The sequence below is a fragment of the Kitasatospora sp. NPDC043949 genome (assembly GCF_056435365.1).
This window is the reverse complement of the sequence record NZ_JBWKEQ010000008.1, coordinates 189,976-214,591: the sequence shown is the minus strand read 5'-3', so window position 1 is coordinate 214,591 and position 24,616 is coordinate 189,976. Positions and strand designations below refer to the sequence as shown.

Annotated in this window: 23 protein-coding genes; 10 read left to right on the top strand and 13 right to left on the bottom strand. The window is 71.3% G+C overall.

From position 1 onward, the window contains the following. The first annotated feature begins 134 nt into the window (after positions 1-134). The 6 genes from AC07AL_RS09840 (at position 135) to AC07AL_RS09815 (ending at position 8,512) form a co-directional block, all read left to right on the top strand. Positions 135-1,163 carry a carbohydrate ABC transporter permease gene (locus AC07AL_RS09840; protein ID WP_363588826.1) on the top strand — a complete coding sequence of 343 codons (1,029 nt, stop codon included), beginning with the start codon at positions 135-137 and terminating at the stop codon, positions 1,161-1,163. Further along, positions 1,160-1,987, top strand: coding sequence for a carbohydrate ABC transporter permease (locus tag AC07AL_RS09835; protein WP_350879660.1), 828 nt, complete (start codon positions 1,160-1,162; stop codon positions 1,985-1,987). The genes AC07AL_RS09840 and AC07AL_RS09835 overlap by 4 nt, the downstream gene beginning before the upstream one ends. Positions 1,988-1,992: 5 nt before the next feature. After that, a complete protein-coding gene (locus tag AC07AL_RS09830) occupies positions 1,993-3,546 on the top strand; it encodes a glycoside hydrolase family 3 protein (RefSeq protein WP_363628684.1) in 1,554 nt (517 codons plus the stop codon). A gap of 431 nt (positions 3,547-3,977) precedes the next feature. Next, the gene (locus AC07AL_RS09825; RefSeq protein ID WP_478317283.1) at positions 3,978-5,273 is read left to right on the top strand and encodes an extracellular solute-binding protein; all 1,296 of its coding nucleotides are present in this window, start codon (positions 3,978-3,980) and stop codon (positions 5,271-5,273) included. Positions 5,274-5,464: 191 nt separating this feature from the next. Then, a complete protein-coding gene (locus tag AC07AL_RS09820; RefSeq protein ID WP_063347859.1) occupies positions 5,465-6,523 on the top strand; it encodes an SIS domain-containing protein in 1,059 nt (352 codons plus the stop codon). A 468-nt stretch (positions 6,524-6,991) separates the two neighbouring features. Further along, complete coding sequence (locus AC07AL_RS09815; RefSeq protein WP_363588832.1) at positions 6,992-8,512, top strand: sensor histidine kinase; 1,521 nt, start codon at positions 6,992-6,994, stop codon at positions 8,510-8,512. A gap of 513 nt (positions 8,513-9,025) precedes the next feature. On the opposite strand, the gene AC07AL_RS09810 is transcribed toward AC07AL_RS09815, so the two are convergent. Both AC07AL_RS09810 and AC07AL_RS09805 read right to left on the bottom strand, forming a co-directional pair. Next, positions 9,026-9,277 (bottom strand): WhiB family transcriptional regulator, encoded by a 252-nt coding sequence (locus AC07AL_RS09810; protein ID WP_014138019.1) that lies wholly within the window; start codon positions 9,275-9,277, stop codon positions 9,026-9,028. Positions 9,278-9,660: 383 nt separating this feature from the next. Continuing rightward, positions 9,661-10,632 carry a diacylglycerol/lipid kinase family protein gene (locus AC07AL_RS09805; RefSeq protein WP_363588834.1) on the bottom strand — a complete coding sequence of 324 codons (972 nt, stop codon included), beginning with the start codon at positions 10,630-10,632 and terminating at the stop codon, positions 9,661-9,663. A gap of 50 nt (positions 10,633-10,682) precedes the next feature. Here AC07AL_RS09805 and AC07AL_RS09800 point away from each other — a divergent pair, with 50 nt between their 5' ends. Continuing rightward, positions 10,683-11,111, top strand: coding sequence for a hypothetical protein (locus tag AC07AL_RS09800; RefSeq protein ID WP_363588836.1), 429 nt, complete (start codon positions 10,683-10,685; stop codon positions 11,109-11,111). A gap of 48 nt (positions 11,112-11,159) precedes the next feature. Here AC07AL_RS09800 and AC07AL_RS09795 read toward each other — a convergent pair whose 3' ends face one another. The 7 genes from AC07AL_RS09795 to sodN form a co-directional block, all read right to left on the bottom strand. Further along, the gene (locus AC07AL_RS09795; protein WP_363588838.1) at positions 11,160-12,164 is read right to left on the bottom strand and encodes an RNA polymerase sigma factor SigF; all 1,005 of its coding nucleotides are present in this window, start codon (positions 12,162-12,164) and stop codon (positions 11,160-11,162) included. A gap of 159 nt (positions 12,165-12,323) precedes the next feature. Continuing rightward, positions 12,324-12,734 carry an ATP-binding protein gene (locus AC07AL_RS09790; protein ID WP_350879653.1) on the bottom strand — a complete coding sequence of 137 codons (411 nt, stop codon included), beginning with the start codon at positions 12,732-12,734 and terminating at the stop codon, positions 12,324-12,326. A gap of 249 nt (positions 12,735-12,983) precedes the next feature. Beyond that, the gene (locus AC07AL_RS09785) at positions 12,984-13,463 is read right to left on the bottom strand and encodes a GNAT family N-acetyltransferase (protein ID WP_363628686.1); all 480 of its coding nucleotides are present in this window, start codon (positions 13,461-13,463) and stop codon (positions 12,984-12,986) included. A gap of 71 nt (positions 13,464-13,534) precedes the next feature. Continuing rightward, the gene (locus AC07AL_RS09780) at positions 13,535-14,530 is read right to left on the bottom strand and encodes an ABC transporter substrate-binding protein (protein WP_363628688.1); all 996 of its coding nucleotides are present in this window, start codon (positions 14,528-14,530) and stop codon (positions 13,535-13,537) included. A 22-nt stretch (positions 14,531-14,552) separates the two neighbouring features. Further along, entirely contained in the window at positions 14,553-15,317 is a 765-nt protein-coding gene (locus tag AC07AL_RS09775; protein WP_363588844.1) for an ABC transporter ATP-binding protein, read from the bottom strand. Continuing rightward, complete coding sequence (locus AC07AL_RS09770) at positions 15,317-16,399, bottom strand: FecCD family ABC transporter permease (protein WP_363628690.1); 1,083 nt, start codon at positions 16,397-16,399, stop codon at positions 15,317-15,319. Before AC07AL_RS09770 ends, AC07AL_RS09775 begins: the two co-directional genes overlap by 1 nt. A gap of 316 nt (positions 16,400-16,715) precedes the next feature. Next, positions 16,716-17,111, bottom strand: coding sequence for a superoxide dismutase, Ni (gene sodN / locus AC07AL_RS09765; protein WP_063347853.1), 396 nt, complete (start codon positions 17,109-17,111; stop codon positions 16,716-16,718). Between the two features lie 223 nt (positions 17,112-17,334). Between sodN and sodX the strand changes: the two genes are divergently transcribed. Continuing rightward, positions 17,335-17,775: a nickel-type superoxide dismutase maturation protease gene (gene sodX / locus AC07AL_RS09760; protein WP_363628736.1), complete on the top strand. Its 441-nt coding sequence runs from the start codon at positions 17,335-17,337 to the stop codon at positions 17,773-17,775. A gap of 26 nt (positions 17,776-17,801) precedes the next feature. Here sodX and AC07AL_RS09755 read toward each other — a convergent pair whose 3' ends face one another. From AC07AL_RS09755 to AC07AL_RS09740, 4 genes are all read right to left on the bottom strand, one after another. Then, positions 17,802-18,392 (bottom strand): CGNR zinc finger domain-containing protein, encoded by a 591-nt coding sequence (locus AC07AL_RS09755; RefSeq protein ID WP_363588848.1) that lies wholly within the window; start codon positions 18,390-18,392, stop codon positions 17,802-17,804. A 113-nt stretch (positions 18,393-18,505) separates the two neighbouring features. Continuing rightward, entirely contained in the window at positions 18,506-19,303 is a 798-nt protein-coding gene (locus AC07AL_RS09750; protein WP_363588850.1) for an amino acid ABC transporter ATP-binding protein, read from the bottom strand. Further along, positions 19,300-20,274, bottom strand: a complete 975-nt coding sequence (locus AC07AL_RS09745; protein WP_350879646.1) for an amino acid ABC transporter permease — start codon at positions 20,272-20,274, stop codon at positions 19,300-19,302. The genes AC07AL_RS09750 and AC07AL_RS09745 overlap by 4 nt, the downstream gene beginning before the upstream one ends. Before the next feature lie 37 nt (positions 20,275-20,311). Beyond that, positions 20,312-21,241 (bottom strand): ABC transporter substrate-binding protein, encoded by a 930-nt coding sequence (locus AC07AL_RS09740; RefSeq protein WP_363619331.1) that lies wholly within the window; start codon positions 21,239-21,241, stop codon positions 20,312-20,314. Positions 21,242-22,248: 1,007 nt separating this feature from the next. Between AC07AL_RS09740 and AC07AL_RS09735 the strand changes: the two genes are divergently transcribed. Next, positions 22,249-23,442, top strand: a complete 1,194-nt coding sequence (locus tag AC07AL_RS09735; RefSeq protein ID WP_363588855.1) for an NAD(P)-dependent malic enzyme — start codon at positions 22,249-22,251, stop codon at positions 23,440-23,442. 125 nt (positions 23,443-23,567) lie between these two features. Beyond that, the gene (locus tag AC07AL_RS09730) at positions 23,568-24,530 is read left to right on the top strand and encodes a zinc-binding dehydrogenase (RefSeq protein ID WP_363588857.1); all 963 of its coding nucleotides are present in this window, start codon (positions 23,568-23,570) and stop codon (positions 24,528-24,530) included. Positions 24,531-24,616: the final 86 nt, after the last annotated feature.

Here is a 24,616-nt window from a genome sequence, read left to right as displayed (position 1 = left end):
CCCCCCCCCCCCCCCCCCCCCCCCCCCCCCCCCCCCCCCCCCCCCCCCCCCCCCCCCCCCCCCCCCCCCCCCCCCCCCCCCCCCCCCCCCCCACGCCTGTCCGTCGTGGTTCGGGTTGTGAGGAAGTGAGAACGATGGCTGTGCATTCGGAGCGGGTGCAGACGCAGTCCCCGGATTCAGGGAAGGCTGCCGTGGCCGGAATTGAGACGAGTGCCGCCGGTGGTGGCGCCAACGGCACCCCCCGCAAGGGCGCCAGACCCACGGGCGGGCCGGGCCTCGGCGCACGCCTGGCACCGTACCTGCTGCTGCTGCCCGCCACCGTGGCGACCGTCGCCCTGCTCGGCTGGCCGCTGGTGAAGACGGTCCTGCTGTCGTTCCAGAACCTCAACAAGCGCCAGTTCGTCCAGCACCTGACCGAGTGGAACGGCTTCGACAACTACAAGGAGCAGCTGACCGACCCGGACTTCTGGGCGGTCACCGGGCGCACCGTCGCCTTCACCCTGGTCAACGTCGTGCTGATCATGGCCGGCGGCACCCTGATCGGCCTGCTGCTCAACCGCCTCGGCAAGCGGATGCGGCTGCTCCTCTCGGTCGGCCTGCTGATGGCCTGGGCGATGCCCGTGGTCGCCGCGACCACCGTCTACACCTGGCTGTTCGACCAGCAGTGGGGCGTCGTCAACTGGTTCCTGGACAAGCTGGGTTGGCACGCGATGGCCGACTACAACTGGATGAGCGACCAGTACTCGACCTTCTTCGTGGTGATCCTGCTGATCGTCTGGCAGTCGGTCCCCTTCGTGGCGTTCAACATGTACGCCGGACTGACCACCATCCCCAAGGAGCTCTACGAGGCCGCCCGGATGGACGGCGCCGGCGCGTCCAAGATCTTCGGCTCGGTGATCTTCCCGAACCTGAAGCCGTTCTTCCTGGCCACGACGTTCCTGGAGATCATCTGGGTCTTCAAGGCCTTCACCCAGGTGTACGCGATCAACGGCGGCGGCCCCGAGAACCTGACCCGGACCCTGCCCGTGCACGCCTTCCTGGAGGGTTCGTCCGGGCAGCACTACGGCATCGGCTCCGCGATCGCGGTGCTCACCATCCTGATGCTGGGCGCGATGATGGCGTACTACTTCCGCATCATGATCAAGCAGGAGGACGAGCTGTGAGGCGCTCGCTCATCGGACGTACCTGGCCGAACGTGATCGCGGTCGTCCTCTTCGTCTTCTTCATCTTCCCCGTCTACTGGATGATCGCGACTGCCTTCAAGCAGGACAACGACATCATCAGCAAGACGCCGGTCTTCATCCCGTTCAACGGGACCCTGGACCACTTCACCACCGCGATCAACGCGCCCAACTTCTGGACGTACGTCACCAACAGCCTCATCGCCACCATCGGCGCGGTGCTGATCTCGCTGGTGATCGCGACCCTCGCGGCCTTCGCCATCGCCCGGATGAAGTTCCGCGGCCGCAAGGCCTTCGTCCTGGTCGTCATGGTCGCGCAGATGGCGCCGTGGGAGGTCATGACCATCGCGGTCTACATGATCTCGCGCGACAACGAGATGCTGAACAGCCTCGTGCCGCTGACCTTCTTCTACATGATGATGGTGCTGCCCTTCACCATCTGGACGCTGCGCAGCTTCATCGCGGCGGTGCCGAAGGAACTGGAGGAGTCGGCCATGGTGGACGGCTGCACCCGCTCCCAGGCCTTCGTGAAGGTGATCTTCCCGCTGCTGGCCCCCGGCCTGATGTCGACCTCGCTGTTCGGCTTCATCACCGCGTGGAACGAGTTCCCGCTCGTCCTGATCCTCAACAAGGAGGAGGGCAAGACCCTCCCGCTGTGGCTGTCGTCCTTCAAGACCGCCTTCGGCAACGACTGGGGCGCCACCATGGCCGCGTCCACGATGTTCGCCATCCCCGTGCTGATCCTGTTCGTCTTCCTGCAGCGCAAGGCGGTCGGTGGACTGACCGACGGCGCCGTGAAGGGCTGAGAAACGTGAGCATCCTCGTCCCCACCGCTCCGGTCAGCGACCAGCTGCACCGCGACGCCCTGACCGTCCTGCAGCCCGGCTTCGTCGGCACCGAGCCGCCGCAGTGGCTGCGCCGCCACCTCGCCGCCGGGCTCGGCTCGGTCGCGCTGTTCGACCGCAACGTGGTCGACCTCGACCAGCTCGCCACGCTCACCAAGGCGCTGCGCGAGGAGAACCCCGACCTCCTGATCGCCATCGACGAGGAGAGCGGCGACGTCACCCGGCTGGAGGCGGGCTCCGGCTCGTCCTGGCCCGGCAACCTCGCGCTCGGCGCGATCGACGACCCGGCGCTGACCCGGGACGTCGCCCGCGAGCTGGGCCGGGCGCTGGCCGCGGCCGGCGTCAACTACAACTGGGCGCCCACCGCGGACGTCAACTCCAACCCGCGCAACCCGGTCATCGGCGTCCGCTCCTTCGGCGCCGACCCGGAGCTGTGCGCCCGGCACACCGCCGCCTGGGTGGAGGGCCTCCAGTCGGCCGGCGTGGCCGCCTGCTCCAAGCACTTCCCCGGCCACGGCGACACCGCCGTCGACTCGCACCACGGGCTGCCGGTCATCGACGTGGACCTGGACGTGCTGCGCTCCCGCGACCTGATCCCGTTCCAGGCGGCGATCGCGGCCGGCACCAAGGCCGTGATGACGGCCCACATCATGATCCCGGCGCTCGACCCGAAGCTGCCGGCCACCCTCAGCCCGCTCGTGCTGCGCGACCTGCTGCGCGCGGCCCCGGCCGACGGCGGCCTCGGCTACCAGGGCCTGATCGTCAGCGACGCGATCGAGATGGGCGCCATCGCCGACACCTTCGGGATGGGCGACGGCACCGTGCTGGCCCTGGCGGCCGGCGCGGACGCGATCTGCGTCGGCGGCGGGCTGGCCGACGAGGACACCGTGCTGATGCTGCGCGACGCCATCGTGGCGGGCGTGCGGGCCGGCGTGCTCTCCGAGGAGCGGCTGGCGGACGCCGCCGACCGGGTGCGCTCGCTCGGCAGCTGGGGCCGGATCTCGGCCCAGGGCGAGCGGCCGGAGCCGGACCTCGCGGTCGGCCTGCGGGCCGCCCGCCGGGCGCTGAAGGTGGTCCGGGCGCCGGGCCGCGAGCCGCAGCCGGTGTCCGAGCGCCCGTTCGTGGCCTCGTTCTCGGACGAGCCGAACATCGCCGTCGGCGACGTCACCCCGTGGGGCGTGGCCGGCATGCTGGCCGACCGCTTCCCCGGCACCCGCACCCGCGCGGTCTCGGCGGCCGAGGCCGCCCCCGAGCTGCTGGACGCCCTGGTCGCCGAGCTGGTGGCCGGCGCCGAGGGCCGCCGCCTGGTGCTGGTGGTCCGGGACGCGCACCGGCACGCCTGGATGTCCGCCGCGCTGGGCCGCCTGGTGGCGGCCCGGCCGGACGCCGCGGTGGTCGAGATGGGGCTGCCGCAGTCCGAGCCGGTCGGCGCGCTCTACATCGCCACCCACGGCGCCGCCCGGGTCTGCGGGCTGGCGGCCGTGGAGGTGCTCACCGGGCAGCCGGGAGCCATCGGCTGAGACCGAGGGGGGCGTCACCGGGAGTGTCCGGGAGGCGTCGGCCGACGGGCCCGTCATGCGCATGTCGCATGGCGGGCCCGTTCTGTTTCCCCGCCGTTGACCTGCGGATTCGTCAGGTGACCGTGCTCCCTCAAGTGGGCCTTAAATCCACCTTAAGTTCCACTTAGGGTGACGATACGGCGACTGATCGCCACGGGGTACAACAGCTCTGCAACGGCCGTGGCGACGAGGCCATTTGGCCGTTGACACCACCTATGGTCTAGGCCAGAGTCCAGTCATCCGGTTCGAAATTCAACCTCACCGGATGTGGTATCGGCCCTCCCCGAAGCTCTTCGCCCCTGCCCGGACCCTCCGTTGCGGGCGCCATCACGCTGCCGGCGGGCAACACGGCTCTAGCACCCTCGGAGGATGGCGTGAAGAAGCGTCAGCTCATGTCGACGTTCGGAATCACTGCCCTGGCGATCGGGCTGACGGCCTGTTCATCGGTCGGCACGGCGTCGAAGGATGGCAAGAGCCCCGGCGCCGACCCGAAGGCCGCGAGCGGCACCGTCACCGTCTGGCTGATGGACGACGCCCAGAAGAACTGGCCCGACCTGGTGCAGCAGGTCAACGACCAGTTCGCGGCGAAGTACCCGAACGTCACCCTCAAGCTCGCCTACCAGGGTTGGGCCGACAAGGTGACCAAGCTCGACAAGGCGATCGCCGACGGCTCCGCGCCCGACGTGGTCGAGCTGGGCAACACCGAGACCATGAAGTACGTGCTCTCGGGCGCGCTGGCCCCGGTCGACCGGACCACCTTCGACAACTCCGACAGCTGGATCAAGGCGCTCGCCAACACCTGTACGTACCAGGACAAGCTCTGGTGCGTGCCCTACTACGCCGGCGCCCGGGTCGCCATCTACAACGCCGCCACCTTCCAGCAGGCCACCGGCAGCGCCGAGTTCCCCAAGACCGAGGCCGACCTGACGGCGGCCCTGGACAAGGTCGCCGACAAGAACAAGGCCGACAAGAGCTACTCCTCGCTCTACCTGCCCGGCCCGTACTGGTACGCCGCGATGAGCTACGTGGCCGCGTACGGCGGCAGCATCGCCAAGTTCGACAGCTCCGGCAACTGGCACGGCACCCTGCACGACGCCAAGTCCCAGCAGGGCATCAGCCACTTCGTCGACCTGGTCCGCAAGTACACCAAGGGCGACCTGACGGTGAACGAGCAGAACCAGTTCGAGTCGATGGCCCGCGGGCGCGCCGCGTCCTTCTACGGCAACGGCTACGAGGCGGCCAGCGTCGTCGCGCCGGGCACCGGCGACCCGAGCCTCAAGGACACCGTCAAGATGGCCACCATGCCCGGCCCGGACGGCAAGCCGCTGCCCACCTTCATCGGCGGCTCCGACCTCGCGGTCACCGCCAAGTCCACGCAGGTCGAGCTGGCCACCGACTGGGTGCGGATGTTCACCAGCACCAAGTCCCAGCAGACGCTGGCCGACAAGGACATCCTGCCGAACAACCTCACCCAGCTGAACCCGCTGAAGAACAAGCCGACCACCGCGGCGGCGGCCAACGCCGTGCCGGACGCCTGGTTCACCCCGCTGGCCCCCGGCTGGGGCGCGATCGAGAAGCAGAAGATCCTGCCCGACATGCTGACCGGCATCCTCAAGGGCAAGTCGGTGGACCAGGCCACCAAGGACGCCGACGCCGCGATCGACCAGCTGATCAACAAGGCGTCCTGACCCCGCGCCGCCGTCCTGGTCCTAGGGCCCGTCCCGTCCGGGGCGGGCCTTCGGGTGTGCCCGCCGGGGGCGGCCCCCGTAGGATTGCGGCAGGAAACCACCGCAGCGAGTGTGCGGACTCGCCGCCGTAGAGGTCCCCGTCGGGCAACCTGCCCGGAGGGGTCGAACCATCTCATCGGAGGCACATCCTGATGTCCGACCCGCAGACTGTTTCCGTTCCCGGCCGGATCATGGCGGCGGAGATGGCCGAGCAGCCGGCCGTCCTCCAGCGCATCCTCGACGAGGGTGCCCCGAAGATCCGCCAGATCGCGGCCGAGATCGCCGCCCGCAACCCTCGCTTCGTCCTGCTGACCGCGCGCGGCACGTCCGACAACGCGGCGCTGTACGCCAAGTACCTGATCGAGATCCTGCTCGGCAAGCCGGCCGGCCTGACCTCGATGTCCACCACCACCGCCTACGGCGCCAAGCCGGACCTCACCGACGTCCTGGTCGTCACCGTCAGCCAGTCCGGCGGCTCGCCCGACCTGGTGGCCTCCACCAAGGCCGCCCGCGAGGCCGGCGCCATCACCCTCGCCGTCACCAACAACGCGTCCTCGCCGCTGGCCGAGGTCTCCGAGTTCCACATCGACGTGCTGGCCGGCCCGGAGAAGGCGCTGCCCGCCACCAAGACCTACACCGCCGAGCTGCTGGCGCTCTACCTGCTGGTCGAGGGCCTGCGCGGCGGCGACGGTGCGGCGGCCAAGGAGCTGCCCGGCCTGGCCGCCGGCGTCCTGGCCCGCCACGCCGAGGTGAAGGCGCTGGCCGAGCGGTACCGCTTCGCCCAGCGCCTGGTCATCACCTCGCGCGGCTACGGCTACCCGACCGCCCGCGAGGCGGCGCTGAAGCTGATGGAGACCACCTACATCCCGGCCTCCCCGTTCTCCGGCGCCGACCTGCTGCACGGCCCGCTGGCCATGGTGGACAACGTCTCGCCGGTCATCGCGATCGTCCCGGACGGCAAGGGCGGCGAGGCCCTGCAGCCGGTGCTGGACCGCCTGCGCGGTCGCGGCGCGGACCTGGTCGTGGTCGGCCAGCAGGCGCAGGTGGACGCCGCCTCGGCCGGCTTCGCCCTGCCGGCCGGCGTGCCGGAGGAGGTCCAGCCGATCCTGGAGATCCTCCCGCTGCAGCTGCTGGCCTACGAGGTCACCATCGCCCGCGGCCAGGACCCGGACGCCCCGCGCGCCCTGGCCAAGGTCACCGAGACGCACTGAGGCACGGCGCCACGCGATCGGGCCCCCGTCCACAGGCTGTGGACGGGGGCCCGACTCGTTGAGCGGCGGAACATGGCTTCGGCGGGGGAGCGCCCGGGGAACGCGTCGCACCCCCGGGGCTCGGCGCACCCGGAAAGCACTACGGGCCACGGCGCCGACACGGGACCCTCAACCCATGCGGCACCGCAGCCCGGAGCTGTCGTCGGTCGCCGGAGTCGATCGAGAACTGTGCGGGGTCCTCGTTCGGTGGCGTCCGACCGAGGAAAGGCCTCGCGCGGTCAGGGCAGTTGCGCGGTGGGCCTCTCCTTGGTGCCCTTTCATTGTGGACTAGACCAATCTGGGTTGTCCAGGCCGCTCCGGAAATTGGTCTGGACAACTTCGGGCAGTGGGCTCCGCCGCAGGCCCGGCGCGTGATCCGTTCCCCGGTCCGCCGCGCCCCGCCCCGACCGGCGGCGCTACCCTCGCCATGTGCCCTCGCTGAACGAACTCGTCCGCCGCCACACCACCCTGACCGGGGCCGATGTGGAATGGCTCCACATGCTGGTCTCGGAGTGGCAGCTCCTCTCCGACCTCTCCTTCGCCGACCTGGTCCTGTGGATCCCCACCTGGGACGGCATCCGCTACGTCTCGGTGGCGCAGATGCGGCCCAACACCGGCCCCACCTCCTACCAGGACGACATGGTCGGCCACCTCGTCCCGCGCGGGCGCCGCCCGCTGCTGGACGCCGCCTTCGACGAGGGCCGGATCGTGCGCGAGGGCGACCCGGAGTGGCGCGAGGAGGTGCCGGTCCGGGTCGAGTCCATCCCGGTCCGGCGCGAGGGCAAGGTGCTCGGGGTGATCGCCCGCAACACCAACCTGTTGACCGTCCGCACCCCCAGCCGGCTGGAGCTCACCTACCTGCAGAGCGCCTCCGACCTGGCCCAGATGATCGCCGCCGGCAGCTTCCCCTTCCACGGCGTCGAGCAGATCGACATGGACGCCGCCCCCCGGGTCGGCGACGGCCTGATCCGGCTCGACGCGGACGGCATCGTCACCTACGCCAGCCCCAACGCCCTCTCCGCCTACCACCGCCTCGGCCTCACCACCGACCTGGTCGGCAGCCACCTGGGCCGGGCCACCGCCGAACTGGTCCCGCCCTCCCGGGCGGCCGTGCACGAGGCGCTGGTGAAGCTGGCGAGCGGCTGGGCGCCGCGGCAGACCGAGGTCGAGGTGCAGGGCGGGGTGGTGACCCTGCGGGCCATCCCGCTCAAGCCCAAGGGCACGCTGACCGGTTCGCTGGTGCTGTGCCGGGACGTCACCGAACTGCGCCGCCGCGACCGCGAGCTGATGACCAAGGACGCCACCATCCGGGAGATCCACCACCGGGTGAAGAACAACCTGCAGACCGTCGCCGCCCTGCTGCGGCTGCAGTCCCGCCGGATGGAGTCGGAGGCCGGCCGGGCCGCGCTGGACGAGGCGGTGCGCCGGGTCGGCTCGATCGCGATCGTGCACGAGACGCTGTCCCAGGCGCTGGACGAGCAGGTGGCCTTCGACGAGATCGCCGACCGGGTGCTGGCGATGGTGATGGAGCTGTCCCAGGACGGCCGGGTGGCGACCCGCCGCAGCGGCAGCTTCGGCATCCTGTCCGCCGAGGTGGCCACCCCGCTGTCGATGGTGCTGACCGAACTGCTGCAGAACGCTCTGGAGCACGCCTTCGGCCCGTCCGCCTCCGGGAACCTGGAGGTCAGCGCGCTGCGCGGGCGGGCCCCGGCGACCGGGGCGGGCTGGTCGGACAGCTGGAACGGCGGCGCCCGGCCGGAGGAGTTCCTGCTGATCACGGTGCAGGACGACGGTCGCGGCATGCCCGAGGGGTTCGACCCGCAGACGGCCGGCAACCTCGGCCTGCAGATCGTCCGCACGCTGGCCACCGGTGAGTTGGGCGGCACCTTCGACATGGTGGCCGGTCCGGACGGCGGCACCAAGGTGATCCTGGAGATCCCGGTCCGCTGATCCGCCGGCCGGCCTGGCCCGCCGGGCTGCGGTGCGGCGCGGCGCGGTGCGCGGAAAGGTGCATCGAGGCGCGCGGTGGGGGCGCGCACTCGGCGAAAGGCGCCGGGTGCCCACCCCGCGAGCCCGGCGCGGGTCGGCCCGCGCGAGGGCGTGTCAGGGTGCGGGCGCGCCGGGGCGCGCACACGAACCGGGGCGTGAAAACAGAAACGAGGCCCTGTCGACCGGGGGGGGGTGGGTCGACAGGGCCTCTCAACCCGTTCCGGCCGTCGGGGGGAGTCGGCCGGAACGGGGGCTCTGGGTGGTGCGACACCTCGCCCGTGCGTTGCACACGGTGAGCGCCACAGCTCCACGATATTGCTCTAAGTGAACAGTATCAAGTGGCTGGACGGTCCGGTGTCGCGGGACCTCGCCAGGCAAGGCCCTTTGTGCGGAAGGCTTCACCAGGAGGTGCAGGGAAGCCTTTGATCATGTGTTGATCGGTGTTTCGGTTACTGCTGGTGTTACGGCGTGTGATCAGGCGGTGCGGGCGCGGTTGCGGGCGGCACGGCGCTTCATCGCGCGACGCTCGTCCTCGCTCATACCGCCCCAGACGCCGGCGTCCTGGCCGGTCTCAAGAGCCCACTGCAGGCACTGCTCCATGACCGGACAGCGGCGGCACACGGCCTTGGCTTCCTCGATCTGCAGCAGAGCAGGACCGGTGTTCCCGATCGGGAAGAACAGCTCCGGGTCCTCTTCGCGGCAGACAGCGCGGTGGCGCCAGTCCATGGTCGTCCAACTCCTCCTGCCGGCGGGGGGCACCCGGTCGGCATAATCGATGGCTTGTGAATGTGGCTTGTGAATGTGAACGCTTTCACGAATCCCGCAACAGCAAAAGAGACCAAAGGCCCGCCGGGGCCCGGGTGGTCTGTGCTGGGGAGGGATTCGGCGATTCGAGGGACGCCCCGCGGTCGACACCCGCCAGGTTCTGAGGTTGCCGTCGCTGCGATGCGTCCCGATCGCCATGTAGAGGTTCGCAAACCTCGGGCCCGGATACAACCCCCTTCAGGGAGGAATTTTTGATTCTTCGGTGTCGCCTAGCTCACAGCCAGTACTTCTATGGAGTGAAGGGGGCTTGTGCGTTCGAGAAGAAGGGTGAAACCCCCTTCCGGTCACACAATCACACGCAGTGCCCGCCGTACGCCTGTGAAACTGACGCGACTCCTGTCTCCAAGGTGGTCCCCGTCAACCTGGAACGGGGCCGGTTCCTCTGAAACCAAGGTGAAGTGTCTGACGTCGTGATAGGAGACGACGTGCTTGCCGGACGGGCCGGCCGGCGGGGCGCCTTCGCTCGAAGAGGCGTACGACCGCAGGATCTGACGGATCGTTCGGACGGTGCCGAACGCCGTCATCCGGGTGATCCCGAAGACGTCGAGATCGGTGTCGAAGGAGGCGAGCGGTGAGGGATACACCGGGCGGTTGCCGAGGAACGTCCACGGCGAGGTGTTGCTGACTATGGCCAGGGCCAGGCCCGGCACGCCCTCGCGGCCCGGTAGTTCCAGGGCCACCGGGCCGGAACGACGCTGCTCACGCTGGGTGACGTAGTGCCGCAGCGCCTGCCCCACGTAGAGCGCGTGGGTGGACTTGCGCCCCAACCGGCGCTGCTCCTCGACCCGGCCGACCACCCCGGCGTCGAAGCCCAGGCCGGCGGTGAAGGTGAACCAGCGGTCCGGCAGTCCGTCGGTCATCGCCTTGCCCAGGCCGACCGGCCGCTCGCTCCCGTGCTCCAGCGCGTACAGCAGGGCGCCGGTGGCCTCCACCGGGTCGTTGGGCAGGCCCAGCGCGCGGGCGAACACATTGGTCGAACCGCCCGGCACCACGGCCAGTCGCGGGACCTTCTCGCCCGGGCCGTGCGCGAGCAGCCCGTTCACCACCTCGTTCACGGTGCCGTCACCGCCGAGCGCCACCACCAGGTCGACCGTGCCGTCCTCCGAGGCCTCGCGGGCCAGGTCGCGGGCGTGGCCCCGGTACTGCGTCTCGGCCACCTCCAGCTTGAGGTCGCTGCGCAGCGCGTGGATCAGTACGTCCCTGGTGCGGCCACTGGTGGTGGTGGCCTTGTGGTTCACGACCAGGAGAGCGCGCATGGGGAAAGCCTACGGGTCGGTACGGACCAACCGGCGGCTACCCTGCTGGAGTGACCGCAGAATCCTCCGCACCCGTACCCACGGCGGGCCCGGCCCGTCCCCTGCCGCTGACCGTGGGCGCCGCCATCACCGCCCTGGAGGGCGCCGCGCTGGCCGTCGTCGGCGTCTGGGACATGGTGTCCGCGCTGTCCGGCCAGTCCAAGCAGCTCGCCCTGAACGAGTTCGGCGGCCTGGTCATCGTGCTGCTCGGCGTGCTGCCGGTGCTGGCCGCCCGCGCACTGCTCAAGGAGCGCCGCTGGGGCCGCAGCCCGGCCGTGCTCACCAACTCGATCTGCCTGCCGATCGGGTACTACATGCTGGAGAGCGGCGGCGCGATGATCGGCGTCGGCGTGCTGGTCGGCCTGCTCGGGCTGGTCGGCATCGGCGCGCTGCTGAACCCGAAGTCGACGGCGGCCCTGTACGCCTCGCACGAGGGCTGAGCGCACAGGGCCGCCGGGGGTCGGCCGCCGGCTGGGCGGCCGTCAGTCCTACTCCTCCACCAGGAGCTTCTCCCGCAGCTGGGCCAAGGTCCGGGCCAGCAGGCGGGACACGTGCATCTGGGAGATCCCCACCTCGGCGGCGATCTGCGACTGGGTCATGTTCCGGAAGAACCGCAGCACCAGGATCTTCTGCTCCCGGGGCGGCAGTTGGGCCAGCAGCGGCTTGAGCGACTCGCGGTACTCGACGCCCTCCAGCGCCTCGTCGGTGGCGCCGAGGGTGTCCGCCACGGCCGGCGACTCGTCGTCGCTGTCCGGGACGTCCAGGGACAGCGTGGAGTACGCGTTGGCGGACTCCAGGCCCTCCAGGACGTCCTCCTCGGAGATCCCCAGGTGCTCGGCGAGCTCGTGCACCGTGGGGGAGCGCCCGTGCCGCTGGGAGAGCTCGCTGGTCGCCGTGGTGAGCGACAGCCGCAGCTCCTGGAGGCGGCGCGGCACCCGGACCGCCCAGCCCTTGTCACGGAAGTGCCGTTTGATCTCGCCGACGATGGTCGGCGTGGCGTAGGTGGAGAACTCGACCCCGCGCTCGTGGTCGAAGCGGTCCACCGACTTGATCAGGCCGATGGTGGCGACCTGGGTCAGGTCGTCCAGCGGCTCGCCCCGGTTGCGGAACCGCCGGGCCAGGTGCTCGACCAGCGGGATGTGCATCCGCACCAGCTGGTTGCGCAGCTCGACGCGCTCCGGGGAGCCGTCGGGCAGCGCGGACAGCCGGACGAACAGCGCGCGGGCCGCCTCCCGGTCCGGTGCGCCCGAGCGGTGCGGGGCCGGGGCCGGCGCCTGGGTGGGCACCGCGGTGCGCAGGTCCGCGGCCTCGTCCGCCGGATCGGACGGGGGCGGGGATGCGGGCGACGGTTCAGACGTCGGCTCGGTCGGGTGGCTCATCCGGTGGGCGTCCTTCGGGTGCGCATCGTCGTTGGCGGCGAGGCCAGGAACGCTCGCCTGGGTCGGTACGGCAGGTCCCGCCGTCGCGAGGCCGGTACGGTCCAGATCACTCACGGCCATTCCCCCGTTCCGTTCCGGGAGCACCGGGGCCCTCGGGCCCCGGCATCGTCTCGTTGGTCGTACCGCGTGGGGGGCGGTACCGGGCGCCGCCCGCGCGGCCCCTGATCGGGGACCGGGCGGACGGCCCTTGTGCGGTGCTGGTCGACGCCCCGGCTAGTGGGCGACGGGGCCGCCGCGCTTCTTGTGCAGGCTGATCGACACGGTCTTGTCCTCGCCGACCGAGGAGTCGACCTCGCCGGCCAGGGCGGAGAGCACCGTCCAGGCGAAGGTGTCCCGTTCGGGTGCCTTCCCGTCGGTGGTGGGGGCGGCGACGGTCACCTTCAGCGAGTCGCCGACCAGCCGGAACTCGCAGGTCAGGACGGAGCCGGGCACCGCCTGCTGGAGCAGGATGGCGCAGGCCTCGTCGACCGCGATCCGCAGGTCCTCGATCTCGTCGAGGGTGAAGTCGAGCCGCGCCGCCAGGCCGGCCGTCGCTGTTCGCAGGACCGAGAGGTAGGCACCCGCCGCGGGCAGCCGGACCTCCACGAAGTCCTGCACTCCGGGCTCGCCGTCGATCTGGGACACCCTCACCTCCTGGGTGACGCGCTGTGCTTCCGGGCCGGTGGCCGCGGCACTGTCTGTTGCTTGGCTCAACTGCTTCGCCCCAACTGTCCAGAGGGGTGGTGCGGTACGTACCGGTCATACCCTTCGCGGGGCGACCGGACGCCGCGTATCCGCCTGAGACCTTACCGCCTTCCGCACGCCGGCCGGGGCTCGGGAGTCACTCATGGTAAGCCATCGCGACGCAGGGTGGCAGGGGTTCGGGCGGTCCGTTCAGTGACCGCCGGCGGCGGCGGCGAGCGCCTCGCCGGTGAGCCGGTAGACGGTCCAGTCGTCCATCGGCACCGCGCCGAGGGACTTGTAGAAGTCGATCGAGGGCGTGTTCCAGTCGAGCACCGACCACTCCACCCGCGCGTAGCCGCGCTCGACGGCGATCCGCGCCAGTTCCAGCAGCAGCGCCTTGCCGTGGCCGCCACCGCGGGACAGCGGGCGGACGTACAGGTCCTCCAGGTAGATCCCGTGGGTGCCGCGCCAGGTCGAGAAGTTGAGGAACCAGACCGCGAAGCCGACCGGCTCGCCGGTGGCGTCGTCCTCGGCGATCAGGGCGAACAGCGCGGGGTTGGCGCCGAAGAGGGCGTCACGCAGCTGCTCCTCGGTGGCCACGGCCTCCTGCGGGGCCTTCTCGTACTCCGCGAGCTCGCGGATCAGGGCGAGGATGACGGGAACGTCGGTCACGACGGCGGTGCGGATCATGCCGCGAGCCTACTGCGCGTCCCCGCCCCCGGCCCAGGCCCGGATCGGGGCCCGGGCCGGGGGCGGGCGGGTCAGCGGGCGGGGACGCTGCGCAGGTAGTCGGCCAGCGCGGTGATCGCGGCCGGGTTGCGCGGGCTCTCCACCAGGTCGACGTAGTCCAGGACGAAGATCCGGTCGCTCCTGACCGCCGAGACGCCGGCCAGCGGCGGGAAGGACTTCAGGAAGGCGCGCTTGGCGTCGGCGCCGGTCTCGCCGTAGTTGTTGATCAGGATCACCTCGGGGTCGCGCTGGACCACGCTCTCCCAGCCGACGGTGACCCAGGTGTCCGCGAGGTCGCCCATCACGTTGGTCCCGCCGGCCTTGGCGATGATCTCGTCGGCCGCGGCGAACTTCCCGGCGGTGTACGGCTTGTCCTGCCCGCTGTCGTACAGGAACACGGACGGCCGGCGCTCGGGCTGCGGGGCGGCGGCGACCTTCGCCTTGAAATCGGCGACCAGCTTGTCCGCCCGGTCGCGGACGTCGAAGATCTCGCCGAGGTTGGCCAGGTCGGTGTAGAGCGCGTCCAGCGGGGACATCACGCCGCGCTCGGTGCCCTTGCCGCTGCGGCAGGACTCGCTGAGCACGTACGAGGGGATGCCGAGGTCCTTGAGCGCCTGCGGGGTGAAGCCGCGGCCCTCGTCGAAGCCGTAGTGCCAGCCGGCGAAGACCAGGTCGGCCTTGGCGCCCAGCACGATCTCCTTGGTGATCTCCTTCTTGGAGAGCCACACGGTCTGCTGGTAGCCGTCCTTCCAGGCGACCTGGTCGACCCGGCCCTTGTCGTCGGGCATCACGTAGCCGGCCATCCGGTCGGCCAGGCCGAGGGCGAGCATCAGCTCGGTGATGCCGACGTCGTTGGTCACCGTCCGGGCGGGCTTCTGCGGGAAGGTGAGCTTGGTGCCGCAGTTCTCCACGGTCACCGGGTAGTGGGCGGAGGCGGCGGTGGCGTCGCCGCTCGGGGCGATCTCGGCGCCGCAGGCGGTGAGCCCGAGGGTGAGCAGGGCGGTGATGGCAACGGCCTTGGTGCGCACGGGGGTTCCTTCGGGGGGTGGGTCAGATCCGGTCGAAGAGCAGTTGGACGGCGCCGGTCACCGGGTGCCGGACGGGGGTGGCCCGGACGCCGAACACCTCGGCCAGCAGGGCGGGTCGGAGCACCTCGGCGGGCGGCCCCGAGGCGACGATCCGGCCGGCCCGCAGCACGTACAGCAGGTCGCAGTGGCCGGCCGCCAGGTTGAGGTCGTGCAGCGCGGTGAGCACCGTCGGGCCGGCCTCCCGGACCAGCGCCAGCACGTCCAACTGGTGGCCGATGTCCAGGTGGTTGGTGGGCTCGTCCAGCACCAGCAGCCGGGGCTCCTGGACCAGCGCGCGGGCGATCAGCACCCGCTGCTTCTCGCCGCCGGACAGGCTCAGGAAGCCCCGCCCGGCCAACTGTTCGGCGCCGACCTTGCGCAGCGCCTCCGTGCAGCGCGCGTGGTCGTCCGCACCCGGGCCGCCCAGCCCGCGCCGGTGCGGCAACCGGCCCATGGCGACCACCTCGGCCACCGTGAAGTCGAACTCGGCGGAGTGCTCCTGGGGGAGTGCGGCCACCCGCCGGGCGGCCTCGCGCGCGGTCAGCGCGTGCAGGTCCGCGCCGTCCAGCCGGACGGCCCCGGCGGCCGGCCGCAGCGCCCGGTAGACGCAGCGCAGCAGCGTCGACTTGCCGCTGCCGTTGGGCCCGACCAGTCCGACCACCTGCCCGGCGGCGGCGTCCAGGGCGACGTCGTGGACCAGCCGGGCGCCGGCCAGCTCGACCGAGACGGAGTCCAGGGCGAGATCCATCAGCGGCCTCCGAAGGAATAGCCGCGACGGCGCATCAGCAGCAGGAAACAGGGCACCCCGAGCACCGCGGTGACCACCCCGACCGGCAGTTCGGCGGGCGCCAGCAGGGTGCGCGAGACGATGTCCACCCAGACCAGCAGCAGCGCCCCGGCGAGCGGCGCGACCAGCAGCACCCGGCGGTGCCCGGCGCCGACCAGCATCCGGGCCAGGTGCGGCACCATCAGCCCGACGAAGCCGATCGCCCCGCTGACGGCCACCACCGTGCCGGTGACGGCGGCGGTCACCACGAACAGCTCGCGGCGCAGCCGGTCCGGGTCCACGCCCAGCGAGGCGGCCGTCTCGTCGCCCATGGCGAGCGCGTCCAGCCGGCCGGCGGCGCAGGCCAGGTACGCCAGGCCGGCCAGCACGGTGGCGGCGGCGATCGGCACCGAGCCCCAGGTGGCGCCGCCGAGGCTGCCGAGCAGCCACATCATGGCGTCCCGGGCGGCCTCGCCTCGGGCGGCCGCGAAGACCATCAGCGCGGTGACGGCGGAGAAGCCGTAGGAGAGCGCGGTGCCGGTGAGCACCAGCCGCAGCGGGGTGAGCCCGTAGGCCGTGCGCGCCGCGAGGTAGACCAGCACCATGGCGACCAGCGCGGAGCCGAACGCGGAGGCCGAGATCGCCCACACCCCGAGCGAGGCGAAGGCGCCGAGCAGCAGCACGGCGTTGGCGCCGACGGCCGCGCCGGAGGAGATGCCGAGCACGAACGGGTCGGCCAGCGCGTTGCGCACCAGGGCCTGGACGGCGACCCCGGTGGCGGCCAGCCCGGCGCCGACCACCGAGGCCAGCACGGCGCGCGGCAGCCGGATCTCCCAGACGATCGCGTAGGCGGCGGCCTCGTCCGCCTCCAGCCGTCCGCCCGTCAGCCCGGCGGCCAGCAGCCGCATGGCGCGGGGCAGGCCGATCCCGGAGGCGCCCAGCGCCACGCCGCAGAGCAGCGAGAGCAGCAGGGCGGCGGCCAGGCCGACGGCGAGCGGGAGGGCGGGTATTCGGCGGGCGGGCGGGCTCGTTGCGCCACTGCCCGCGGCTGCGGTGCTGCTCACGGTGCGCCTTGCCTCGGGCCGCGGGTGCGCGGGGGCGGCACCGGTCGGGCGCGGGCCCGGGCGCCATCCCCTCGCAGTCCACGGCGAGTTGTCGGGAGTTCAGCGGCCGGGGGCGATCGGGCTGGCGCGGCCCCGGGGCCGTGCTCACCGTTGCGGGTCAGCGCCGGATTCACACCGGACTTCCCCCTCGGACGCCCTGGCAGCATAACAGCCACTCAGGCTAGGCAACCCTTACCGGGCTCGGATGGGGCGTGAACGCACGACCGCCCCCGTCCGGGCTCGCGGACGGGGGCGGTCGGGTGGCGACGCGTCAGGCTCAGGCCTGCTTGGTCTCCCAGAAGATCTTGTCGACCTCGGCGATCAGGTCCAGCAGGGCCTGGCCGGTGGCGGGGTCGGTGGACGCCTTGGCGGCCGAGGCGGCCTTCAGGGTGTCGTTGATCAGCTGGTGCAGCTGCGGGTACTTCTCGAAGTGCGGGGCCTTGAAGTAGTCGCTCCACAGCACCGAGATGTGGTGCTTGACGGCCTCGGCACGCTGCTCCTTGATGATCAGGGCGCGGGTGCGGAAAGCCGGGTCCTCGTTGGCCTGGTACTTCTCCTGGGTGCCCTTGACCGACTCGGCCTCGATCCGGGCCTGCGCCGGGTCGTACACGCCGCAGGGCAGGTCACAGTGGGCGTGGGCGGTGGCGCGCGGTGCAAACAGACGAGAGAACATGGGAGTCCTTCCTTAGATCGTCTTCCCGCGCCCGAGATTACCCTTCCGCACCCGGGGTTTCGCGATCGGGCGGTGGGCCTAGGGCAAAAGGCGGACCCGGAACCGGGGTAATCCGGACATCGAACGGATCGAACGGGGTGACGGTCCGTACGGCAGACTGGGACCGGGCGGTCCGGGAGGAGGAGTCGTGGCGCGGAGCACGGAACCGGCGGACGCGGAACCGATGGGCACGGAACCCCGGGGCCGGGGCCGGGGCGGCGGCGCGGTGCCGTTCGGGCTGGTCGACGTGGCGGGCCCGTCGATGGTCCCGACCCTGCGCGAGGGCGACCAGTTGCTGGTGCGCTACGGCGCGCCGATCCGGCCCGGCGCGGTGGTGCTCTTCCGGCACCCCTTCCAGCAGGACCTGCTGGTGGTGAAGCGGGCCGCCGAGCGGCGTCCGAGGGGCTGGTGGCTGCTGTCCGACAACCGGCCGGTGGACAGCGACAGCCGCAGCTACGGCCCGGTCCCGGACGAGCTGGTGCTCGGCCGGGTGCTGCTGCGGCTGCGCCCGCGCCCGGCCTGGCTGGCGCCGGGGCGGCGGCTGGAGCGGCTGCTGCTGGGCACCCGGCTGGCCCGGGTGCCGGGTCTGGCCCGCCGCCTGGGCGTCTGGGCGGACGAGCTCTGACCCCCTGGGCCCGGCCCGGACAGGACCTAGCCGGCGGCGCCGAGTGCCGCGGCCTCGGCCTCCTGGCGCTTGCGGGCCCGGTACGCGGCGACGTTGGCGCGGGTCGCGCAGCGGTCCGAGCAGTAGCGGCGGGAGCGGTTGGTCGAGGTGTCCAGGTAGGCGTTGCGGCAGGGCGCGGCCTGGCAGATGCCGAGCCGGTCGGCGCCCAGCTCGGTCAGGTGGACGGCCAGGCCCATGCAGGCGACCGCGCTGAAGTGCGCGGTGGCGGTGGGCGAGTTGTCGGCCAGGTGCAGGTGCCAGCGCGGCCGGCCGGCGTCGTCCAGGTAGTCGTGCCCGGAGACCAGCGGGCTGACCGGGTACTCCATCAGCAGGCTGTTCAGCAGGTCGACGCCCCGGATCTCGTCGCCCTCGGCGGCGGCCTCGAAGACCCCGCGCAGCCTGGTCCGCACCGCCCGCAGCCGGGGCAGGTCGGACTCGTCGGCCTGTGCGGCGGCCCGTGAGGAGTCGGAGAACAGGCCGCGCACCGCGTCCACGGACGTCAGCGTGTCGGTGCCGCGCCCGGGCTCCTCGGTGTTCACCAGCCGAACGGCGAGATCGGCGTACGAGGCGAGCTCCACGGAGGTCCTTCCAGAAGGTCGGTAACGGGCTGATTGCGTCCAGCCTATTACCTGGGTGGGGAAAACGTCGGCGCCCGGCAGGAGCAGCCTGCCGGGCGCCGGTCGGTACGGTTCTACAGCACCTTGGAGAGGAAGGCGCGGGTGCGCTCGTGCCGGGGGTCGGTGAGCACCTCGCGGGGGTTGCCGGACTCGACCACCACGCCGCCGTCCATGAACACCAGCGCGTCGCCGACCTCGCGGGCGAAGCCCATCTCGTGGGTGACGACCACCATGGTCATGCCCTCCTCGGCGAGGCCGCGCATGACGTCGAGGACGTCGCCGACCAGTTCGGGGTCGAGCGCCGAGGTGGGCTCGTCGAACAGCATCAGCTTGGGCTTCATGGCCAGCGCGCGGGCGATCGCGACGCGCTGCTGCTGGCCGCCGGAGAGCTGGGAGGGGTAGTTCTTCGCCTTGTCGGCGAGGCCGACCCGCTCCAGCAGGACCATCGCCCGCTCCCGGGCGGCGGCCTTGCTCTCGCCCTTGACCTGGACCGGGGCCTCCATGACGTTCTCGACGGCCGTCATGTGCGGGAACAGGTTGAAGCGCTGGAAGACCATGCCGATGTCGCGCCGCTTGACGGCGACCTCGCGGTCCTTGAGCTCGTAGAGCTTGTCGCCCTTCTGCTGGTAGCCGACCAGTTCGCCGTCCACCCAGAGGCGTCCGCCGTTGATCTTCTCCAGGTGGTTGATGCACCGCAGGAAGGTCGACTTGCCGGAGCCGGAGGGGCCGATCAGGCAGAACACCTCGCCCTGCTTGACCTCCAGGTCGATGCCCTTGAGCACGTGCACGGAGCCGTAGGACTTGTGGACGCCCTCGGCGCGCACCATCGGCTGTCCGGTGGCGGCGGCCGGGGTCTTGCTCAGGTCGGTCATACGTGACCACCTCCCTCGAGCCCCGGGACGACGTCGGCGCCGGTCTTCGGGGCGGGCTTCCCGGCGAACAGGCCCCGCAGCCGCTGCAACGGGGTGGGCGGGAGGGTCCGGTTGGAGCCGCGGGCGTAGTAGCGCTCGATGTAGTACTGGCCGATGGTCAGCAGCGAGGTGAAGAACAGGTACCAGAGGCTGACCACGATCAGCAGCGGGATGTTCTGGTAGTTCCGGGAGTAGATGACCTGACCGGCCCGGAAGATCTCCTCCAGGGAGATCACGCTGACCAGCGAGGTGGTCTTGAGCATCGAGATGGTCTCGTTGCCGGTCGGCGGGATGATCACCCGCATGGCCTGGGGCAGGACGATCCGGCGCATGGTCTGGAACCGGCTCATGCCGAGCGCGTGGGCGGCCTCGGTCTGGCCCTCGTCCACCGACTGGATGCCGCCGCGGACGATCTCCGCCATGTAGGCGGCCTCGTTGAGGCCGAGGCCCAGCAGGGCGGCGACGAAGGTCGGGATCAGGACGTTGGTGTCCGCGGACCAGAACTCCGGCCCCCACGGGACGCCGATCGACAGCTTGGCCCAGATCAGGCCGAGGAAGTTCCAGAACACCAGCTGCACCAGCACCGGGGTGCCGCGGAAGACCCAGATGTACATCCAGGCGGTGCCGGAGAGCAGGGGGTTCGGGGACAGGCGCATCACGGCGAGGACGATGCCGCCGATCACGCCCATCAGCATGGAGAGGACGGTCAGTTCCAGCGTGACGACCATGCCGTGCACGATGCTGTCGTGGAACAGGTACTGCCCGACGATGTCCCACTTGAAAGCGGGGTTGGTGAAGAGGGCGCTCAGCAGCATCGCCGCGAGCAGGGCGATGACGACGGCGCCCACCCAGCGTCCGGGGTGGCGGACCGGGACGGCCTTGATGGTCTCAGGCCGTCCCTCCTCCGCCTTCCCCTTGTCCAGAGAGTTCACGGTGTGGCCTCGGGGGAGAGATGGAGCAGGCGGACGGTCAGTTCACGGCGCCGTTGACGGTCGACTTGTCGAGGGCGCCGGACTCGACGCCCCACTTGGTGAGGATCTGCTTGTAGGTGCCGTCGTCGATCAGCGACTGGACGGCGCCCTGGATCGCGGGGGTGAGCTTGGAGCCCTTGGCGACGGCGACGCCGTAGGGGGCCACGCCGTAGGTGGAGCCGAGCTTCTCCAGCTGGCCGCCGGCCTGCTTGATCGCGTAGTCGACGACCTGGGAGTCGGCCATCATCGCCTGGTCGCGGCCGGAGACGACGGCGTTGGTGACGTCCGTCTGGAGGTCGAACTTGTCGCCGTCGTTCTGGATGCCCGGCTTCCCGTTCTTGGCGCAGTCCGGGTTGCGGGTGTCCTTGATCTCGTCGGCCTGGGTGGTGCCGGTCTGGACGGCGACCTTCTTGCCGCACAGGTCGGCGGGGTCGACCTTGTCGGGGTTGCCCTTCTTGACCGCGATGGCGCTGCCGGAGTTGAAGTAGGTCACCATGTCGACGATCTGCTCGCGCTCCTTGTTGTCCGTGAAGGACGACATGCCGAGCTGGAACTTGTTCGACTGGATGCCGGGGATGATCGCGGTGAAGCCGGAGTCCTGGACGTCGGCCTTCAGTCCGAGCTTGGCCGCGATGGCGTTGGCCAGGTCCACGTCCATGCCGATGACCTTGCCGCTGTCGTCCTTGAACTCGTCCGGCGCGTACGAGGCGTCCGCGCCGACCACGAGCTTGCCGGAGGACTTGACGTCGGCGGGGACGAGGGCGGCGAGCTTGTCGTCGGCCTTGACCGCGTTGACGGTCGCGGAGGCGTTGGGCGCGCCGCTGCCACCGTCGCTCTTGCTGCTGCTGCAGCCGGTCAGGACGAGGGTGACGGAGGCGGCAACCGCGCCGGCCGCGAGAAGCCGGGTGCGCTGGGTACGGGCGGTCATGAGGGGGATCTCCTCCTGAGGGAGAGGGGCGGGCGGAGCGCGCCGCGGGGGCGGCACACCGGGGTGGCAGGGCCGTGCGGCGCTGTACGGGTGTATTTCGCTGTACGTCGTCGTACGTGCAGGGCCGGGTGGTGCGATGCCTGCGCGGCAGGGCCGCCCAGGTTGCTACGGGGTACTGCTTCCGCCACCCTCCGCCGAGGTGGACGTCGAGCGAACCGCCTCGACCAGTGGCCGGCTCGATCCGAGATGGGGGGAATCCTGCCATCTGTGGACGGTCGGATGGCCCTCATCCAGATCAAAATCGGATAACGAGGGCCCGGGCTGTCCGCTATTCGGACTTATTCCGTGTTCCTGTCACTCCGTGCATAAGTATGCAGATCCCCCCGCCCGGTGCCCGGAGGCCCGCCGCCCCGGCTCGGATGCCGCCGTCGACCACGGCGCAGGGGTGTGCGGCCGCCACGGTGACGCGCGGGTGTACGCGAAATGGCGGACACGCGATCCGGCCATCCCGCCCTGCCGGGCCCGGCGGCGGGTGTGTCAGAATTCGGTACCGGGTGACCCCCGAACGCTCGAACCAGACCGACGAGTCCCGACAGGCTCGGGGTGTCCGGGAACGGAAGTCATCACGTGGCTCCGTATCCGGGACGCCGACTCCCCAGCGCGTCTGCGTTCACTCCTGCGGGTGCGCGTGCCGCCATCACCGTTGCCGCCGCCGGAGCCCGGCGCTTCCGACGCCGGGCCCCAGTGACGCGACAGCTCGGCGATGAACTGCACGTGACGAGGACGAAAAGGCATAGGTGCGATGCCTTGGTCCGTCCTACGCTCGGCCCGGAAGCACTACGCGGACCAACAAGACCCATAAAACCCTCATCCGAGGGCGCCGCCCGACGGCAGCGCCCCGACCCAGCCCCCGGGTCCGCTTCGGCGTACCCGGTTTCCGGTTTCCGGACGGGTCGTCCTGTCCGTCGGTCGCGCACCCTCGCCAGATCAATGACGAAGAGGTCATCGTGGCAGCGGAGATCATCAGCAGCACCCAGGACACCGTCGATCCGGTCGACGCCGTTTTCGCGCTCCACCGCGGCGGCAAGATGGAGATCCGGGCGACCGTCCCGGTGCGCGACGCGGACGACCTGTCCCTCGCCTACACGCCCGGTGTCGCCCGCGTCTGCACGGCCATCGCCGAGCAGCCGGAGCTGGTCAACGACTACACCTGGAAGTCCAACACCGTCGCCGTGGTCACCGACGGCACCGCCGTGCTGGGCCTCGGCGACATCGGCCCGGAGGCCTCCCTGCCCGTGATGGAGGGCAAGGCCATCCTGTTCAAGCAGTTCGGCGGCGTGGACGCGGTGCCGATCGCGCTCGCCTGCACCGAGGTCGACGAGATCGTCGAGACCGTGGTGCGGCTGGCGCCCTCCTTCGGCGGCGTCAACCTGGAGGACATCTCCGCCCCCCGCTGCTTCGAGATCGAGCGCCGGCTCCAGGAGGCCGTGGACATCCCGGTCTTCCACGACGACCAGCACGGCACCGCGATCGTCACCACCGCCGCCCTGTGGAACGCGGCCAAGGTGACCGGCCGTGAGATCGGCTCGCTGCGGGCCGTCATCTCCGGCGCCGGCGCGGCCGGCATCGCCATCGCCAAGATGCTGGTGGCGGCGGGCATCGGCGACGTCGCGGTCTGCGACCGCAAGGGCGTGGTGTACGACGGCCGCGGCGACCTCACCGACGTCAAGGCCGAGATCGCCGAACTGACCAACCGCACCGGGCTCAGGGGCACCCTGGCCGACGCGCTGGCCGGCGCCGACGTGTTCATCGGCGTCTCCGGCGGCACCGTGCCGGAGGAGGTCGTCGCGACCATGGCCGCGGGCGCGTTCATCTTCGCGATGGCCAACCCCACCCCGGAGATCCACCCCGAGGTCGCGCACAAGTACGCGGCGGTCGTCGCCACCGGGCGCAGCGACTTCCCGAACCAGATCAACAACGTGCTGGCCTTCCCCGGCATCTTCGCCGGCGCCCTCCAGGTGCGGGCCAGCCGGATCACCGAGGGCATGAAGCTGGCCGCCGCCAAGGCACTGGCCGGTGTCGTCGCCGACGAGCTGACGCCGCAGAAGGTCATCCCCTCGCCGTTCGACGAGCGGGTCGCCCCGGCGGTCACCAAGGCCGTCGCCGAGGCCGCCCGGGCCGAGGGCGTGGCCCGGATCTGACGATCCGGTCGCCGCTGCCGGGCAGGACCCGGCGGGAGCGCCGCCGCCGACACGGCCGGGGCCGGGACACGCGTCACACCCGCGCGTGGTTCCCGGCCCCGGCCGGCGCGGCTATCGTCCGCAGCATGTTTGCTGCCTACGCCGCACGTATCGACGCCGATGACCCGCTCAGCGGACTGGAGTTGGGTGAACTCCCCGAGCCGCAGGCCCGCCCCGGATGGAGCGTGGTCACGGTCAGGGCCGCCAGCCTCAACCACCACGACCTGTGGTCGCTGCGCGGGGTCGGCCTGCCCGCCGGACGGCTGCCGATGATCCTCGGCTGCGACGCCGCCGGTGTCGACGAGCACGGCAACGAGGTCGTCCTCCACTCGGTGATCGGCCAGAGCGGCCACGGGGTGGGCCCGGACGAACCCCGGTCCATCCTGACCGAGCGCTACCAGGGCACCTTCGCCCAGCAGGTGGCCGTGCCCACCTGGAACCTGCTGCCCAAGCCCGCCGAACTCAGCTTCGAAGAGGCCGCCTGCCTGCCCACGGCCTGGCTGACGGCCTACCGGATGCTGTTCACCAATGCCGGGGTCAAGCCCGGTGACACCGTCCTGGTGCAGGGCGCGGGCGGCGGCGTGGCGACCGCGCTGATCGTCCTCGGCAAGGCCGCCGGGCTGCGGGTCTGGGTCACCGGCCGGGACGAGGCCAAGCGCCGCCGGGCGGTCGAACTCGGCGCCGACGCCGCCTTCGAGAGCGGCGCCCGGCTGCCCGCCCGGGTGGACGCGGTGATGGAGACGGTCGGCGCCGCGACCTGGGCGCACTCGGTGAAGGCGCTGCGCCCGGGTGGCACCGTCGTCATCTCCGGTGCCACCTCCGGCCCCAACCCGAGCGCCACCGAGCTGAACCGGATCTTCTTCCTGGAGCTCAAGGTGGTCGGCTCGACGATGGGCACCAAGGAGGAACTGGCCGGGCTGCTCTCGCTGTGCGCGACCAGCGGCGTCCGGCCGGTGATCGACTCGGTGCTGCCGCTGGCAGAGGCCCGGGACGGCTTCGCGCGGCTCGCCAAGGGCGACGTCTTCGGCAAGATCGTGCTGACGCCGTGACGTCTTGCGGCCCTGGCGCCGTCCGGCTCTGACGCCGGTGCGGCCCTGACGCGGACCGGCCCGGCACGCTCCGTGGAGCGTGCCGG